The sequence below is a fragment of the Paenibacillus filicis genome, from assembly GCF_038070315.1.
GTDB classification, from domain to species: domain Bacteria; phylum Bacillota; class Bacilli; order Paenibacillales; family NBRC-103111; genus Paenibacillus_G; species Paenibacillus_G filicis.
The window spans coordinates 287,294-303,846 of the sequence record NZ_JBBPCC010000003.1 but is presented as its reverse complement, the minus strand read 5'-3'; the positions used below and the strand labels follow the sequence as shown (position 1 = coordinate 303,846).

Annotated in this window: 16 protein-coding genes; 9 read left to right on the top strand and 7 right to left on the bottom strand. The window is 55.3% G+C overall.

The window, feature by feature from the left end; genetic code table 11:
- Positions 1-5: 5 nt before the first annotated feature.
- Together WMW72_RS07735 and WMW72_RS07730 are read left to right on the top strand one after the other, a co-directional pair.
- The gene (locus WMW72_RS07735) at positions 6-1,679 is read left to right on the top strand and encodes a PucR family transcriptional regulator (RefSeq protein WP_341414857.1); all 1,674 of its coding nucleotides are present in this window, start codon (positions 6-8) and stop codon (positions 1,677-1,679) included.
- Positions 1,676-2,395, top strand: a complete 720-nt coding sequence (locus WMW72_RS07730) for an SDR family oxidoreductase (protein WP_341414856.1) — start codon at positions 1,676-1,678, stop codon at positions 2,393-2,395. Before WMW72_RS07735 ends, WMW72_RS07730 begins: the two co-directional genes overlap by 4 nt.
- Positions 2,396-2,483: 88 nt before the next feature.
- Here the strand turns inward: WMW72_RS07730 and WMW72_RS07725 are convergent, their stop codons facing one another.
- From WMW72_RS07725 to WMW72_RS07710, 4 genes are all read right to left on the bottom strand, one after another.
- Positions 2,484-3,836 (bottom strand): LLM class flavin-dependent oxidoreductase, encoded by a 1,353-nt coding sequence (locus tag WMW72_RS07725; RefSeq protein WP_341414855.1) that lies wholly within the window; start codon positions 3,834-3,836, stop codon positions 2,484-2,486.
- Positions 3,837-3,878: 42 nt separating this feature from the next.
- Complete coding sequence (locus WMW72_RS07720; RefSeq protein ID WP_341414854.1) at positions 3,879-4,703, bottom strand: amino acid ABC transporter substrate-binding protein; 825 nt, start codon at positions 4,701-4,703, stop codon at positions 3,879-3,881.
- Between the two features lie 57 nt (positions 4,704-4,760).
- Positions 4,761-5,432 (bottom strand): amino acid ABC transporter permease, encoded by a 672-nt coding sequence (locus WMW72_RS07715; protein WP_341414853.1) that lies wholly within the window; start codon positions 5,430-5,432, stop codon positions 4,761-4,763.
- A 116-nt stretch (positions 5,433-5,548) separates the two neighbouring features.
- Entirely contained in the window at positions 5,549-6,445 is an 897-nt protein-coding gene (locus WMW72_RS07710) for a LysR substrate-binding domain-containing protein (RefSeq protein WP_341414852.1), read from the bottom strand.
- A 218-nt stretch (positions 6,446-6,663) separates the two neighbouring features.
- On the opposite strand from WMW72_RS07710, the gene WMW72_RS07705 reads away from it, so the two are divergent.
- The 3 genes from WMW72_RS07705 to WMW72_RS07695 all read left to right on the top strand — a co-directional run bounded on the left by WMW72_RS07705 (position 6,664) and on the right by WMW72_RS07695 (position 9,027).
- Positions 6,664-7,683 (top strand): 1-aminocyclopropane-1-carboxylate deaminase/D-cysteine desulfhydrase, encoded by a 1,020-nt coding sequence (locus tag WMW72_RS07705; RefSeq protein WP_341414851.1) that lies wholly within the window; start codon positions 6,664-6,666, stop codon positions 7,681-7,683.
- 367 nt (positions 7,684-8,050) lie between these two features.
- Positions 8,051-8,407 carry a hypothetical protein gene (locus WMW72_RS07700; RefSeq protein WP_341414850.1) on the top strand — a complete coding sequence of 119 codons (357 nt, stop codon included), beginning with the start codon at positions 8,051-8,053 and terminating at the stop codon, positions 8,405-8,407.
- A 62-nt stretch (positions 8,408-8,469) separates the two neighbouring features.
- The gene (locus WMW72_RS07695; protein WP_341414849.1) at positions 8,470-9,027 is read left to right on the top strand and encodes an OsmC family protein; all 558 of its coding nucleotides are present in this window, start codon (positions 8,470-8,472) and stop codon (positions 9,025-9,027) included.
- A 164-nt stretch (positions 9,028-9,191) separates the two neighbouring features.
- Here WMW72_RS07695 and WMW72_RS07690 read toward each other — a convergent pair whose 3' ends face one another.
- The 3 genes from WMW72_RS07690 to WMW72_RS07680 are packed head-to-tail and all read right to left on the bottom strand — an operon-like array spanning position 9,192 to position 12,049.
- Entirely contained in the window at positions 9,192-10,049 is an 858-nt protein-coding gene (locus WMW72_RS07690) for an ABC transporter permease (protein ID WP_341414848.1), read from the bottom strand.
- On the bottom strand, positions 10,046-10,894 hold the full coding sequence (locus WMW72_RS07685) for an ABC transporter ATP-binding protein (protein ID WP_341414847.1): 849 nt from the start codon (positions 10,892-10,894) through the stop codon (positions 10,046-10,048). The genes WMW72_RS07690 and WMW72_RS07685 overlap by 4 nt, the downstream gene beginning before the upstream one ends.
- 33 nt (positions 10,895-10,927) lie before the next feature.
- On the bottom strand, positions 10,928-12,049 hold the full coding sequence (locus WMW72_RS07680) for an ABC transporter substrate-binding protein (protein ID WP_341414846.1): 1,122 nt from the start codon (positions 12,047-12,049) through the stop codon (positions 10,928-10,930).
- A gap of 404 nt (positions 12,050-12,453) precedes the next feature.
- On the opposite strand from WMW72_RS07680, the gene WMW72_RS07675 reads away from it, so the two are divergent.
- The 4 genes from WMW72_RS07675 to cyoC all read left to right on the top strand — a co-directional run bounded on the left by WMW72_RS07675 (position 12,454) and on the right by cyoC (position 16,553).
- Positions 12,454-12,714, top strand: a complete 261-nt coding sequence (locus WMW72_RS07675) for a hypothetical protein (protein WP_341414845.1) — start codon at positions 12,454-12,456, stop codon at positions 12,712-12,714.
- Positions 12,715-12,987: 273 nt separating this feature from the next.
- Positions 12,988-13,926: a ubiquinol oxidase subunit II gene (cyoA, locus tag WMW72_RS07670; protein ID WP_341414844.1), complete on the top strand. Its 939-nt coding sequence runs from the start codon at positions 12,988-12,990 to the stop codon at positions 13,924-13,926.
- Between the two features lie 15 nt (positions 13,927-13,941).
- Entirely contained in the window at positions 13,942-15,936 is a 1,995-nt protein-coding gene (locus tag WMW72_RS07665) for a cbb3-type cytochrome c oxidase subunit I (RefSeq protein ID WP_341414843.1), read from the top strand.
- The gene (cyoC, locus tag WMW72_RS07660) at positions 15,936-16,553 is read left to right on the top strand and encodes a cytochrome o ubiquinol oxidase subunit III (protein ID WP_341414842.1); all 618 of its coding nucleotides are present in this window, start codon (positions 15,936-15,938) and stop codon (positions 16,551-16,553) included. The genes WMW72_RS07665 and cyoC overlap by 1 nt, the downstream gene beginning before the upstream one ends.

The window sequence follows — 16,553 nt, the reverse complement described above, 5'->3', positions numbered from 1 at the left end:
TCAGGATGACCGGAACGCCAGGTTATGGTACCATCAGTACCATCAGGCTGACGAACAGCACGGAGGCGGATCGGATGGGCAGCGTACCTTTTACCGTGAAAGGCTTATTGGATATACCGTTATTCCATGGCGCTAAGATGATTGGGGGCGAAACGGGCCTATCCAATGAAATTGAATATGTCGACCATATGGAAATGCCGGATCTGACCGGCTGGCTGAGGCCCAAGGAGCTGATTCTGACGACGGGATACTCCTTTCAGTCAGAACCGTCCATGCTGGGGAGGCTCTTGGACGAGATGCACCGGGTCGGGGGCTCTGCCGTAGGCATTAAGACGAAGCGCTTTCTACAGGATATTCCACTGGAGGCTATCGCCAAGAGCAATGCGTACGGAATCCCGCTATTCGACATTCCGCTGGATATCACCTTTATGGATATGACGCATGCCATCATGGACCGGATTCTGCAGCGCCAAACCTATCTGCTCCGGGAGGTGCAGGAGGTTAACCAGCAGTTCACTCAACTGGTGCTGAACCGCAAGGTAGCGGAGCTGGTCGTGCTGCTGGGCAAACAGTTGGACTGCGAGGTCGCCGTGATGAATCTGGACGGGGATATCGAGTGCCGAACACCTGGATTTCCCAATGGCCGGGAGACAGAGCGGCTAAGTATCGGGAGCGGCTCTCATCTGCTGGGTTACCTGGCGGTCACGCGGACACTCGGCGAGGGCGAACGATTCGAGCGGATGTGTCTGGATCATGCGGTTACGCTGCTGGCTCTGGAGTTTACGATTCGGCAAACCCAGCAGCTTCATCGTACGCGTGAGCAGGAGGTGTTCCTGGTGGAGCTGCTGTCGGCTGGCGGGCAGCAGGAGGAGCTGCTGGCGTATAGAGCTAGACAGGTAGGACTGCCTGTCGGCCCGTATTATTATGTCATCGCCTTACAGGCCATAGGCGGGACGACAGCTTCACCCGACCAAGCTTTCCGGATCTACAGCAGAATTTCCCAGGAAATGACTTCGTTCGGTAATCCTGCAGATCATTCGCGCAGATGTGTCGAAATGAACGGCAAGCTGTTCATTTTGTGCTCATCCCTACAGGGAGAGGCGGAAGCGAACCGCAGGATAACCGGACAGTATGCCGAGAGCCTGTCGGGCAAGCTTGGCGGCCTCATCGGGGATATGACACTCGTATGGGGCATGGGAGCGGCCAGGCAGGGCTTGTCCGAGCTGCATGAAAGCTGCAAAGAAGCCCGGCAGGCGCTGCTGCTCGGTATGAGGGTTCTGCCGAACCGCTCCATTGTGCATATTCATGATGTGGCTGTTGAACATCTGCTAACGGACATTGGCGAGCACCCTGCCTTAGTCCGATTTCAGAGAGAGCTGATCGAGCCGATTGTTAGATATGATCAGGAGTATCGTACAGAGCTGCTGTCGACGCTGGCGATCTATCTGCGGACGGGGAGCACCAAGCGGGTTGCGGAGGAGCTATACATCCACCGTAATTCGGTGTTGTATCGGTTGGAGAGAATTGCCGAGCTGCTGCAGGCGGATTTGAATGAGCCGGAGGTTCGGTTCAGATTGGAGCTGGCGGTCCGGCATTGGCAAGCAAGCGGCGCGGGGACTCTGGAAGACCTGGCATACATGCACGAGAGACAGACAAACAAAGGAGACGACAAACGATGAATCTGGCAGGCAAACGCATCGTCATCATAGGAGGCAGCTCGGGGATCGGGCTTGCTACGGCACAGGAAGCAGTCCGGCAAGGAGCCGAGGTCATCATCGCAGGACGCTCGCAGGACAAGCTTGATGAAGCCAAGAGGCTGCTCGCTAGCGAAGCGGTCCAAACCTATGCCGTCAATAATCAAGTTGAAGAAGAACTCAAGACGATGTTTGAGAAGATCGGTGCCTTCGATCATTTGTTCACACCGGGTGCGTCCTATGTACGGGGAGGGATTGAGTCTCCGGCTGAGGTGGCCCATAGCTGCTTCAACGCCAAATTCTGGCCTCAATACAATGCGGTGAAGTATGCAGCGCCGTTCTTGTCGAAAAGCGGTTCGATCGTGCTGATGTCCGGCGCCTTCGGACAACGTCCGCTCACCGACGGCGCTTCCTACGCAGCCTGCAATGGCGCGATCGAAAGTCTGGGCAAGGCTTTGGCTGTGGAGCTTGCCCCGATCCGGGTGAACGTCGTGTCTCCCGGTACGATCCGGACAGCGTTCAACTGGGAAGGCGCTACGCAGGAGAAGCGGGAAGAATCCTATCACGCTTATAACGACATGTGCCTGCTCGGACGGGTCGGACGGTCGGAGGAAGTCGCCCACACGGTTGTTTATCTGATGACGAACAGTTATACGACGGGCAGCACGCTTTTCCCGGATGGCGGATACATTTTGCGTTAGCACCTGTTGGCCGGACCCTTACGCCCGACAATAAACTTAAAGGAGTCAAGCCATTCGCTCTGCGCGCGGCTTGACTCCTTTGGCTTTGTCACGGTTGTTGCGGTACGGCCTGCTGCTCGTACCGGCTCGACGGCTGCGACAGACCCAGATGCTCCCGCAGAGTGTCTCCCTCATAGTCGGTGCGGAACAGTCCGCGCTCCTGCAGGATCGGTACGACTAGGCGGATGAAATCATCCAGGCCATCCGGCAGAAGCGGGCACATCAGCATAAATCCGTCCGCCGCATGCTCACGGTACCAGTGCTCGACACGGTCTGCGACCTTCTGCGGCGAGCCGATGAATTCCTCAACCCCGAACGAGCCGGTCAGCAGGGAGTACAGCTCTCTCAGCGTCGGATTCGTCCGTCCGATCAGTTCCTGGCGCTGCTGGAACTCGAAGCGCACGCCATCCAGCAGATGCAAGCCGATATCTGCTGCTCCCGTTTGCAGGGTATACGGACTGAAATCGACACGCCCGTGGAAGTATTCGGTCAGGAAGCTGAAGGCATGCTCCTGGGTAATGAGCGATTCCAGGTATTCGAATTTTTTGCGTGCGATCTCATCTGTTTCGCCGATAATCGGCGAAATGCCCTGGAAGATAAACACGTCGTCGGGCGAACGTCCCTCCGCGGCAGCCTTGCTTTTGAACGAGGCATATAAGTTTTTGGCATCCTCGATATTATTTTTATGCGAGAAGATGACCTCGGCGTGGCTGGCGGCGAAGTTCTGTCCCGATTCGGAGGAGCCTGCCTGCACGAGCACCGGCCGTCCTTGGGGAGAGCGCCCAATATTGAGCGGGCCCTCTACACTGAAAAACTCGCCTTTATAGTTCAGGCGGTGCAGCTTGGAGCGGTCGTAGAACTGCCCGTTCTCCTTGTCGTACAAGAACGCGTCCTGCTCCCAGGTGTCCCAGAGACCCAGGGTGACCTCGACAAACTCCTTGGCACGCTGGTAGCGCAGGCTATGCTCGAAATGCTCCTCCCGTCCGAAGTTGCGAGCCGTATTGCCCGAGAGGTCCCGCGTGGTCACGATGTTCCAGCCGGCGCGGCCCTTGCTGATATGATCGACCGACATGAACAGGCGTGCGAGATTGAACGGCTCGATATAGGAGGTGGAGGCGGTGGCTACCACTCCAATCTTCGACGTGGCTCCGGCCATCGCCGTGATCAGCGTAATCGGCTCGAAGCGGTTCAGTATGTTGGAGTGGGACTCCTCGTTAATTGCAAGACTGTCGGCGATGAACACAAAGTCGAACTTGCCCTGCTCGGCGGTCTGGGCGAGCCGCTTGTAATAGTCAATATCGTGGCTGGCGTTGGCCTGGGCATGCGGATGTCTCCAGGAAGCGATATGCATGCCGGTGCCTACGAGGTAGGCGGATAGCTTGATGGGTGCTCGGTTGGTCATCGTATGGGCATCTCCCTGCATGTAGATATTAGGCTGGAGCGGTTATTTCTTACTGCTGCCGCTTTCCGTGATATCTCCGCCGAACCATTTCTCGGCAATTTCCTTCAGCTTGCCTTTGCTGCGCAGATCGTCGATCGCTTTGTCGAAATCCGCGATGATAGCGTCGTTCTCCTTCGTCTTGTGGAAAGGGAAGGCGACAGCTTTCTCCCCGAACGGCTCGCCTGCGAGCTTGAAGGGCAGTGATTTTTCCTTAATCTGCACGAGCAGCGATTCCCGTCCGGCCACATACGCGTCGATACGCCCGGCCTCCAGATCCTTGTACGCGACCTCCTGCGTTTCATAGGTGATCAATTGAATCTCGCCTGCGGGGTCATTTTCCTTCAGTACGTTGGCATAGTTTTGTCCGAGCGCCGCGCCAACCTTTTTGCCCTTCATATCCTTGAGCGACTGGATGGTATTGTTATCCTTCTTGACGAGCAGTTGGGCGCCTGAGAACGAATAAGGCTTCGTAAAATTGAATTTCTGCTTCCGTTCGTCCGTAATGGCGAAATTCCGTACCGTATCGATCTTGCCGACCTCCAACTGCCCGACAATTCCGTTCCAGTCAGCGAGTGACCATTCGACCTTGTAGCCGGCTTGGCTGGTGATCGCGTTGACGATGTCGACGTTGAAGCCCTTGATCTCATTGCCTTCCTTGAACGTATACGGATACGAATCCGGCTGGCCGCCGACCTTGATCGTTTTGGCGGCTGCAGCGGGGGTTGGGGAAGCGGCTGCCGGCTTGGCCGGTTCGGACTGCTTCGCTCCGCAGGCCGACATCAGCAGCAGGGCGGGGATCAGGACTAGAGGAAAAAGACGAATATTCATCGTTAAGACTCCTTCATTGGTGAGTAGATTGTGTAGGATAGTGGTGCCAAGCTTGGGTTAGCGTTGATAGGGCTTGCTTAATTTATGCTCCAGCCACGCTTGGAGGCGGCTGTACACGATCGTGAGCGCCCAGTAGATGAGGCCGACGACAAAGTAAACCTCGAAAAATTTGAGGGATGAGGATGATAGCATCTTGCCTTCGGCGAGCAGCTCGGTGACGCCCAGGGTGAAAGCCAGCGATGTGTTTTTAATCATCCCGATAAAAATATTGCCCGTAGCGGGTAAAGCGTTCACGACAGCCTGAGGCAGAATGATGCGTCTAAGCGCTGCGGGGTAAGACATCCCCACGGAGTATCCCGCCTCGAGCTGTCCGCGGTCCACGGAATCGAGGGCTGCACGGAATACTTCGGCCAGATAAGCGGAGGTATTCAGACTCAGTCCGAGAATAACGGCGTTGAAGGCGCTGATCGCATTGAAGCCGTCATAGAGCTGGGGCAAGCCAAAATAAATAATGAATAACTGCACCAGTACAGGCGTTCCGCGGAAGAAAGAGATATAAACCCCGGAGAGCTGCACGAGAACTGGGATTTTGCTCTTAATCACGAGCGCAAGTACCAGGCCCAGCACCACGGCTAGGACCATCGCCAGCACGGCCATCAGCAGCGTGATGGGCACGTAGCGCAACAAGTCAGGAATAATCTTCCAAACGTAAGTCATATCGAACTGCATCTGTCACACCGCCATCGTTGCTGAAATGGGAATAAGCTTGCTCTACTATAAACCTATTTAATCGATCGGTATAAAAGGTTATTGGTGTATAATGTATCATCCATCCCTCAGCACCGTCAACCGTTAACCCTATAAGGAAATTCGATATGAGATTCAAGGATTTCAATTAGGGCTTTCCGGTAGAGGGGAACGGTTTGCTTCAGCGTAATCAGATTCGTGGGGTGGGACAGATGCGCCAGCGGAGCGATGGTTATTCGCTTCAGCCGGCCGTCTGTTAGTTCCTTGCGGATCGATAGCTCCGGCAGGAAGCTCACGCCGCTGCCGCTGCTGACCAGTGTCTTGGCAGCCTCGAGGTTGTCGAGCTGGGCTTCGATGCGCGGGACTTTGCCGAGGGAGTCGAACATCCGGTGAATCGCTGCCCAATCGAGCGAGCCGCATTCATAGAAAATGATCGGCTGACGGGCCAGCTCCTCCAGCGTCACTTCCCCCTTGGCGGCGAAAGGATGATCGGGCTGCACGGCCAGCACGATTTTATTCTCGAACAGGCGTGTCGCCTCGATGCTGGGATGGGTCAGGTTTCTCACCAGTCCGTAATCCAGCTCCTTATTCAGCACCTTCTCCAGAATCTGCTCGTTGCTGTCCGTGACCAGCTTGATCCGGATCTCAGGGTATTGCTGCCGGAACAGCGGGAGCAAGTCCGGGATGACATAATGAGAGAAAAGGGAGGTGCAGCCGATCCGCAGTACATCGGGAGACGCGCTCTTGCGCAGATGCTTCATGCTTTTCCGGTAAGTGCCGAGAATTTGCTCGGCATAGGGCAGGAATTGCTTGGCATCCTCGCTCAGCGAGATGAGCTTGCCGTTGCGTTCGAATAATTGAAGATCCAGCTCGCGCTCGAGTGATTGAATACGGGCGGTGACGGCAGGCTGGGATAAGAACAAGGCGCTGGCCGCTTTCTTGAACCCTCCGAAATGAACCACGTAGATGAAGGCCTCGATATTTTCGATATTCATGTAAGGTTGTGGTACTCCTTCCATATTCATAGGATGTATATGTCTATAATATCCACATAATTCCGATAAGTATAGTTAAAAATGATTATCCTAGTTCACCCGTCGGGATTATGCTATGCTGATAGGAAGCAGGGAATGGCAAAGGAACAGAACGAAGCATCAGGAGCCTGCTGACAATCTGCCATCAGGCAGGATGCAGACGGATAGGAGATGAGAATGTGAGTTTGAGCAAGGTACGTGAGTTGCCCCGGTTTCCACTCGGGCTATGGCCTACGCCGTTGCAGGAGGCTAGCCGCTTGTCTGAGCTGCTGGGAGCCAGACTGCTGATCAAGCGGGAGGATATGACCGGACTTGGTGCAGGCGGGAACAAGGCGCGCAAGCTGGAGTTTCATCTCGGTCATGCGCTGCAGGAGGGTGCTACACATCTGGTTACGACTGGAGCCATTCAGTCCAATCATGCGTTCCTGACGGCTGCGGCGTCCGGTATAGCGGGGCTGAAGGCGCATTTGGTGCTGAGCGGCGAGCAGCCGGCCGATCGGTCGCGGGGCAATGTACTGCTGGACCGGCTTGTAGGCGCCGAGTTCACCTTCGTTCCGTCCTCCGGAGTGAATGACTCCGTCCGGATTAAGGAACAGATGGGCGCGGTGGGGCAGCGGATCGAAGCCGAGGGCGGCCGTGCGCTGCTAATCCCGGAGGGGGGCACGGATCTGCTGGGGACACTCGGCTACGCAGTGGCGCTCGATGAGCTGGCCGGCCAATTGGAGGAGCTGGGCCTGCGCCATGTCCTGGTGGCCGTCGCCGCAGGGACTTGCGGTACGCTTGCTGGGCTGCTTACCGGAACGCACCTGACGGAGCACAAGGTGCAGATCGATGTGCTGGGCGTCAGCATCAGTGGCTTCACGCAGCTCAAGCGCGCCAAGACGGCACGGCTGGTGAACGAAGCACTGCAATGGAGCGGCTCGTCTCACACGATTACCGCAGAGGATGTCCGTCTGGATGACCGCTTCGTCGGCGACGGCTACGCCAGCATGACGGAGGAGGGCAGCGAGGCGATTCGCCTGACTGCCCAGCAGGAGGGTATCCTGCTCGATCCGGTCTACACGGGCAAAGCGATGGCTGGACTGCTGTCACTCGGCAGAGCGGGGGAACTGCAAGCGTATGAGGCGGTCGTCTTTCTCCATACCGGAGGGCTGCCGCTGTTGTTTCATTATGGCACGGATCTGTATGGGCTCGGGTAGGACAGGCTGACGTATGACGGGACAAGACGGCAGAGAGAGTGGGGCGTATGCCGCTGTCCCTCGGGTGCGAAAGTACCCAAAAAAAGTAAATAAATGCGTTGACATCTCTACTAAATACGCCTAAAATAAGGATCAAGAGTTAAATTAATTATAACCTATCTGATTAGTCGGTTTTAGTTGACCGGAAATCTGGAAACTAAACGTTTTCCCTGTCTGAGCGGGGAGAATGTTTAGTTTTTTTTATGGCCGGGAGGATGAGGGCTGAGATCGGCAAGGTTCGCAGCCTGCAGAACTTGAGCGCGTAGCCGCGGAGAAGAGGCTCTCTCCGGCAACCGGCTGATGCAGGAGAAGGGAAGGAGCTATGCAGATGGACAGGTACCGAGGCGGGAGGATCAAGAGGGCGCTGGTCGCGGCTGCACTTGTCTTAGTGCTCACGCTGGCTGGCGGGGAGCTGGCTGCGGCTGGAGAAGCTGGAGCGGCCGGCCCCGATGCAGGAAAAGCACTGGCACAGGAGACGCTGTATGCGGCCGGGCTAACGAGTCTGCTGGCGGCGACGGAAGGCCTGTCCGTCACCCGGACGGATGACGGATTTTCTTTGGCGGAGCGGCGGGCTGTTGGTCCTGCCCCGAGCGGTGAAGGCGAATCATGGCTGGCGGCTCTGCTGGCCGCGGGCTTTATAGGCACCGTCTATGCCAGAAGGGTGATCGCGCTGCAGCGCATGTAAGGATGGAACTGCCGGCGCGGCAAGCAAGCAGCAGTTAATCGAAAACGAAGGAGCGAAGGAACATGAGCGATTTGAACGGATACTTACAAGCCAAACGGGACGCGATCTTGCGCAGGGACGAAGAGCGGGTCCAGCGTACCGATCTCTTGGAATCCAACGTACTGACGGCCCGTGTAAGCGCCAAAGGAAGGACCGGCGTGCGAGAAATTCGAGTACGCGGGTTCCAGATTATCAGCGATAGCGATCCCGACTTTGCGGGATTTGACCTGGGGCCGAATTCTGCTGAAATTCAGCTCGGGGTGCTGGGAAGCTGCCTGACTCATATTACGCTCATTCAGGCGGCGACGCTGGGCGTTCCCTTGAATGCTCTGGACGTGGAGATTAAGGGAGAGCTTCATCCGTATGCAGGCAAGCCGGGGTACGAGCATATTCCGTTCTGGCCGCATCACATTAGCTATGAGCTTCATATCGACTCCCCAGCCGGAGCCAAGGAGATTGAAGAGCTGCATGAAGCGGTCGAGCGGGTTTGCCCGATTCTGAATCTGCTGGCAAGACCGCAGGAAGTTACCGGACAGGTAATACATACCAACGAAGCTGCCGCTGCTGTCAGCGCCAACTAAGAGGACTGAATAGTCCGATTGCTCATGCCGTTACGGATGCGATCGGGCTTTATTTATTTAAGAACGGAAAGAGGCCGCCTCCTGTCATCGTCAGATGATCAGTTGGCGGCTGTTTCTCGTTGCATCTGATTTGATCCTGCATCCTGCTTCTTGACTTCTTGCTTCTATCGCTTCCAGGGGATAATCCAATGCTCCAGCACATCCAGCAGCAGGGTGGTGACACCACCCAGCACAGCGATGACGATCAGGCCGGCATACATATCCTGGACGGCAAATACGTTCCACGAGCTCCAGATGAAGTAGCCGACGCCTGACTTGGCCCCAACGAATTCGGCGGCCATGATGACCAGCAGGGCGATGCCCATACCCAGCTTCAGCCCGGCAAAGATCAGCGGCAACGCACCTGGAAGCGCCACGTCCTTGAAGAACATCCAGCGCCCGGCCCTGAAGTTGCGCCCCACATCGAGATAGATCGAAGGGATGTTCATAACGCCTGTCATCGTGTTGATGAGGGTCAGGTAAATGACGGAAATAGCAATTACGATAATTTTGGATGTTTCGCCGATCCCGAACACGATCAGGATCAGCGGCAGCAGCGCCAGCTTGGGAACGGGAAAGGTGGCGTTGACAATCGGCATGACTGCAGCGCGGACAATTGGCGACAGTCCCATAATCAGCCCCAGCACGACTCCCGGTATAGCGCCCCATAGGAAGCCGATGGCGATGCGCCCTAGGCTGACGCCTAGATGTAGCCACATTTCCCCCGTCTCAAAAAGACGCAGGAGGTTACTGAAGATCGTCGTCGGGGCGGGAAAGAACCGGGCATCGATGGCGCCCAGACGCGAGAAGGCCTCCCAGAGGGCCAGCAGCAGCAGCGGAGACAGGATGGAGACGATCCGGGTGGTCGACTTCCGCCGGGACCAGGGCACACTGCGCCGCTCGGAGGCCAGCTCGATGACTTGATCTGCAGTCGCGGCAGACGGTTCGCGGCGAATGGCCGCTTCGGAAGCGAGCTCGATCATCCGGCACCTCCTTCTGCAGCTGCAGGCAGGTGAGAGGCTTCTTCCTGCTGTCGCAGCAGATGCCATATCCGGCTGAACAGCTCGCCGAACTGAGAATGGGCCCGTACGGCTTCGACCTGGCGGGGCCGCGGCAGATCGACGTCGATGATCTCAAGGATACGCCCCGGTCGGGCGCTCATCACGACGATGCGATCCGACAGCAGAATCGCTTCGTCGATGCTGTGTGTGACGAAGAGCACGGTCTTGCGCGTCTCTTCCCAGATGCGGAGCAGCTCTTCCTGCAGCACGAGACGATTCTGCTCGTCCAGGGCACCGAACGGTTCATCCATCAGCAAGATCTCGGGATCGTTGGCGAATGCCCGGGCGACAGACACACGCTGCTTCATGCCTCCCGACAGCTGATGAGGCAGCGCCTGCTCGAAGCCGGACAATCCGATTTTGCGGATAAACTCGTCCGCCTTCGCATGGCGCACCTTGCGCGGGATGCCCCTGGCCTTAAGTCCGAAAGCAATGTTATCCCGCACCGTCATCCAGGGAAACACGGATTGATCCTGGAACACCATGGACGTGAGCGGAGACAGGCTGCCGGAAGGGGATGAATCCTTCGCCCCAGCAGTCTCTGTTCCTGATTGTCTGATCAGAACCTGCCCCTCCGTGTGACGCTCGAGCGCCCCGACGATACGCAGCAGAGTCGTTTTACCGCAGCCCGAAGGCCCGACGAGCGAATAAAACCGTCCGTCAGGCACCTCCAGTGAAATGTCCTCCAATGCTTTCACTTGCATGCCTCTTGACTCAAAGCGCTTGGTCAGCCCGCTGATCCGAATTTTCCAGCTATCCGATGTCATCGTGCCCTCCCTCTCCGATTCCTGATCGGCTGGCTACTGGGCATACGGCCCAAGTGTCTTGACCGCGTTCTCGCTGTAGCTGGTGTCAACAGCGGCCTTGATATCGACGGGATTGGTGACGATCCCGTTCTTGGTGTACCATTCCACCTCTTCCAGGAGCGAGGCGGGATTGATCTTGCCGTCAGGGTGCATGGCGGCGAAGTTAATATTTTTATACGCTGCTGCGTCTTTGACGGCGGTATATTTGGTGAGGATGCTTACAATCTCATCGCGTCCTTTGTTCTTGAAGAAAGCATCATTATAGTCGCGTACGCCCTTCAATCGCGCTGCCGTCAACCGGTTCGCCAGATCCGTCTTCTTGGCAAAGTCGGGAGAGAGCATGAACAGATTCGCTTCCTGACCCGGGAACATCTCGCCATTGCCGCGGAACTGAAAGAAAATGCCCTGCGAGATCCCGTTGCTCAGATGGGGCTCAGGCAGAATTGCGGCGTCGATAGCTCCGTTGGATATTGCCGGCAGCATATCGGCAAAGGTAAGCCCGACGAACTCGACGTCCTTCAGCGTTAATCCGTCCGGTGCCAGCAGCTTCTCAATATAGATTTGAGAGGCGCTGCCCTTGACCGCGGCTACGCCGATTTTGCGGCCCTTGAGGTCAGCGGGCTTTTTGACCTGATCGGCCAGCTTCTTCGCGACCACCAGTGCGCCTCCGTCACGGCCTTTCTCCGATGTGACGTTCGGGGCGACGATCTTGATATTGATTTTCGTCCCCAGCATGTTATAAAGGGCTGCATTGGCAGGTCCGTTGCCCGCATCGATCTGACCGGTGCCGAGAGCGGCGATCAGCTCGGTTGCGGCGCCGAATTTCTGGATATCCGCTTCGATGCCCTGTTCTTTGAAGTATCCGCGTTCCGCCGCGAGATAAATCGCGGAATCTCCGAATACGCCGAGTGTGCCGATTTTAACCTTCTCCAGCGCCTTGGGCTGACTGTCTGCGGGCTTCGGAGTCTCTGACTTGGCAGGCTCCGCAGGCTTGGCATCCCCAGCCTTCTGTGCCGCGGGAGCGGTTGTGGCCGTTGATCCAGCAGGGGCTGGAGCTTGACCGCAAGCGGTTAGCAGAATGGTGAATGAAGCAAGCAACAAAAACATCTTTTTCATGAAACTGACACCTTCCTCTTTTTTGGGCTGGTTTATATATGTACGGCGGTCCGGTTCATATTTTTAATTAAACCAAGTTATTTACTTGGTTATTTAATCGTATCATTTATTGTCCTTTTGTGTCAATAAGTTACATTTAATTAAAATATGTTACAAATCGATTTAATCAGGGTATCGAGCAAGGCGTGGAAAAGGAGTAGAGCATGTCGCCCTTCGGATGATTGACCTGAGCGCTATCCTACAGCTGCCAGGTTTTTTTGCGTTGAAAACGGGTAAACATAAGAAAAAGAAAATAAATTTGTCCGATTCATGGCTATAATGTGAAAAAAGTTTGAACAAAAGTTGTCAAAGTGTGATATACTAAGTATAAGAAAGCACTTTCATCAAGGATTGGAGTGATTAGCATGACGACAAAGAAGACATCTGCTAACGAATTGAACGGGATCGGACGCGATGTGGGTCGTCTGGTCACCATGATGACGGTCGCGGCATGGGTATTCCTCGGAGCTGGCTTGATACTCAGCATGCTGAACCTGCATCATTTTAGCGACAAGAACCCTTCGCTTATGGTCGGGATCGGCTGCATGGTAGGCAGCGTGTTTATTTATGTAATCCGTACAGCCATTCACCTGGTTCATTCGCGTGCCGAAGCAGTAACCGAATAAACTGTCCATACACGGGTATAAGCTTCCAGTCGGCCGCGGTCGGCAGGAAGCTTTTTTGTCATTTTCATATCTTTTCAATTTGGTCAATGTCGAACCGGTGACATTTGTTTTACAGGAAGATGGCGAATGGATGACGTATTTGTTAACCCTGATTCACAAACGGCTGAATTTTGGTATGTTATCTATATAAGAGAAAGTGAACAAAATCACATAACCATGGACGTTCATGCTTCTCATTAAGAAGGTTGTCGAACAACGAACAGGAGGTTCATCATGCCAAATCCGAAAAAGGCGCTTCGGACCGTATTCCCGCTGTTGATCGTGGCGATGCTCTTGCTGCTGGCGGGCTGTGGAGAGCAGGTCATTGTCATGGACCCGAAAGGGCCTATCGGGCAAAGTCAGAAAGATTTGATTATCATCTCCTCGGTGCTTTGCGGGATTATTCTGGTGCCTGTGCTGCTGCTTACCGCCTACATCGTGTGGAAGTATCGGGACAAGCCGGGCAATAAAGCTGCCTACAAGCCGAATTGGTCTCACAGCACCCTTATGGAGACTGTCTGGTGGGGGATCCCGATTGTCATCATTATTATACTTGGTGTAGTGACGGTGAAGTATACCCATGCGCTGGAGCCATCCAAGCCGATTCAGTCCGAGACCAAAGCGATTACGGTACAGGTCACCTCGCTGGACTGGAAATGGCTGTTCATGTATCCGGAGCAGGGAATCGCTACAGTGAATTATCTGCAGATCCCCGAAGGGGTGCCTGTGAAGTTCGAGCTGACGTCGGATGCTCCGATGAACTCGTTCTGGATTCCACAGCTCGGCGGACAAATGTACACGATGTCCGGGATGGCGATGACGCTGTTCCTGCAGGCCGATCATACCGGAAAGTATTACGGTTCGGGAGCTAACTTTAGCGGCGCGCATTTTGCCGATATGAATTTCGAAGTCGATGCGGTAACCAAGGATCAGTTCCAGAAATGGGTCACCGAGGTCAAACGGTCGACGCCGGTGCTGACCAAGGCCGGGTACGAGAATCTGGCGACGCCAGGTAAGGCGAATCCGCAGTATTTCTCCGGTTTCCCGGAAGGCTTGTTTAACCAGATCGTGAACAAATATGCGGTCGGCGGCGGACATAGCGGGCATGGTGGCGGCACTAAGCAGGCTGAGCCAGCTCCGGCAACGACGAACGCTTCGGACACTAAACGATAGAAAGGAAGTCCGCACATGTGGGATAAGATCAAAGAGTTCTCGTCCGAATTCTTCGTGACGGGCGATCCCCTGATTCTAGGGGCTCAGGTCAGTATCGGCATCGCCATGGTGGCCATCGTCTTCGTGCTCACCTACTTCAAGAAGTGGAGCTGGCTTTGGCGCGAATGGCTGACAAGCGTCGATCACAAGAAAATCGGTATTATGTATATCATCTGTTCCATCCTGATGCTGTTCCGCGGCGGTGTGGATGCGCTGCTAATGCGACTGCAGCTCGCTATGCCGAACACCGAGTTTTTGCAGGCGGAGCATTATAATCAGATATTCACGACGCATGGCGTCATTATGATTTTGTTTATGGCGATGCCGCTGATGTTCGGATTGTTCAACATCGTGGTGCCGCTGCAGATCGGGGCGCGCGACGTCGCGTATCCGTTCCTGAACTCGCTCAGCTTCTGGATGTTTTTCTTCGGGGCAATGCTGTTCAACGTATCCTTCGTCATCGGAGGATCGCCTGATGCAGGCTGGCTGGCCTACCCGCCGTTATCCGAGGTTTCACACAGTCCGGGCGTCGGTCAGAACTTCTATATCTGGGGCATTCAGGTGTCAGGGATCGGGAGCTTGGCGACCGGGATTAACTTTATCGTCACGATCCTGAAGATGCGTGCGCCTGGCATGAACCTGATGAAAATGCCGATGTTCACCTGGTCGGTATTCTCCAGCTGTATCATCATCATCTTCGCATTCCCGATCCTGACGGTTACACTGGCATTGCTGTTCCTGGACCGGTTTATGGGAGCTCACTTCTTCACGCTCGACGGCGGGGGCAACCCGATGATGTATATCAACCTGATCTGGATGTGGGGACACCCGGAGGTTTATATCGTGGTTCTTCCCGCTTTCGGGATTTTCTCGGAGATCGTCGCGACCTTCTCCAAGAAAAAGCTGTTCGGTTACAAATCCATGGTTTTCGCCATGCTGATCATCAGCGTCCTGTCCTTCTTCACTTGGGCGCATCACTTCTTCACGATGGGATCGGGGGCCAACGTTAACGCCTTCTTTGCCATAACCACGATGGCGATAGCCATACCCACCGGGGTTAAAGTATTTAACTGGCTGTTCACGATGTTCAGGGGGCGAATACGCTTTACCACCCCGATGATGTGGACGATAGCATTCATTCCGTGCTTCGTTATAGGCGGGATGACCGGAGTGCTGCTGTCCGTAGCTCCAGCAGACTTCCAGTTCCATAACAGCTACTTCCTGATCGCTCACTTCCATCAGGTCTTGATCGGCGGGGTCGTATTCGGCTTCTTCGCAGGTCTGTACTACTGGTGGCCGAAGATGTTCGGCTTCAAGCTCAACGAGCATCTGGGCAAATGGGCCTTCTGGACATGGAACATCGGCTTCTACGTTTGCTTCATGCCGCAGTATTTCCTGGGTCTGATGGGGATGACGCGCCGGGTGTACGTCTATGATTTCGACATGGGCTGGGGACCGCTCAATATGGTATCCACCATCGGCGGATTTATGATGGGCATCGGGTTTATCTTCCAGGTGTGGCAGATTGCCTACAGTATTAAAAATCACGAGCGCGATACGAACGGCGATGCTTGGGACGGACGCACGCTGGAGTGGTCCATTCCTTCGCCGGCTCCGCTGTACAACTTTGCCGTGCTGCCTGAGGTCAAGGAAACCGACGACTGGTGGGAGACTAAGCAGAAGCGGGGAGGCGGAGAGAAGGCGGTTGCCGCACTGTATGCGGAGAGAGCCAAGGCCAAGCTGGAGCCGATTCATATGCCGCGCAACTCGGCTATTCCGTTCGTCATGTCGTTCCTTTGGTTCTTCGTCGGCTTCGGCTTCGTCTGGAATTGGATGTGGATGGCGATCCCGGCGCTGGCCGGGGTGGGAATCTGCATGATCGTCCGCTCGTTTACCTACAATACGGATTACTATATACCGGTCGATGAGATCAAAAGCACGGAAGCCAGCTATCGGGGGGTGAATGTCTAATGGCACAAGCGGCTTCGCACGGACACGCGGCTCACGGTCACGATGAGCATCACGAGCATGAGCATGAATCGCTGAAGACGTTCGGCTTCTGGCTGTTCCTGATTACGGACTGCATCCTGTTCGCCACGCTGTTCGCCACCTATGTGGTGCTGCGCGGCAATACGAATGGCGGCCCGACACCAGAAGAATTGTTCCAGATGCCGGGCATCATCGCCGAAACGTTCATCCTGCTGACCAGCAGCTTTACGAGCGGCTTGGCAGTACTGGCGATGAACGCCGGCAAGAAAAAGGCTCTCATCGGCTGGCTCGGCGTAACGGCGCTGCTGGGCGCAGCGTTCATTACCCTTGAAGTCACCGAGTTCGTCCATATGGTGGGCGAAGGCGCGACGATCAGCACCAGCGCATTCCTGTCCGGATTCTTTACCTTGGTCGGGACCCACGGACTTCACGTATCGCTCGGTCTGATCTGGATGATTGGCCTGATGCTGCAGCTTCGTAAGCGCGGCATTACGCCGGTCACCAAGCGCAAGGTTGAAGTTCTCAGCTTGTACTGGCACTTTCTGGACGTGGTGTGGATTTTCGTCTTCACTGTCGTCTACCTGATGGGGGTGATGTAA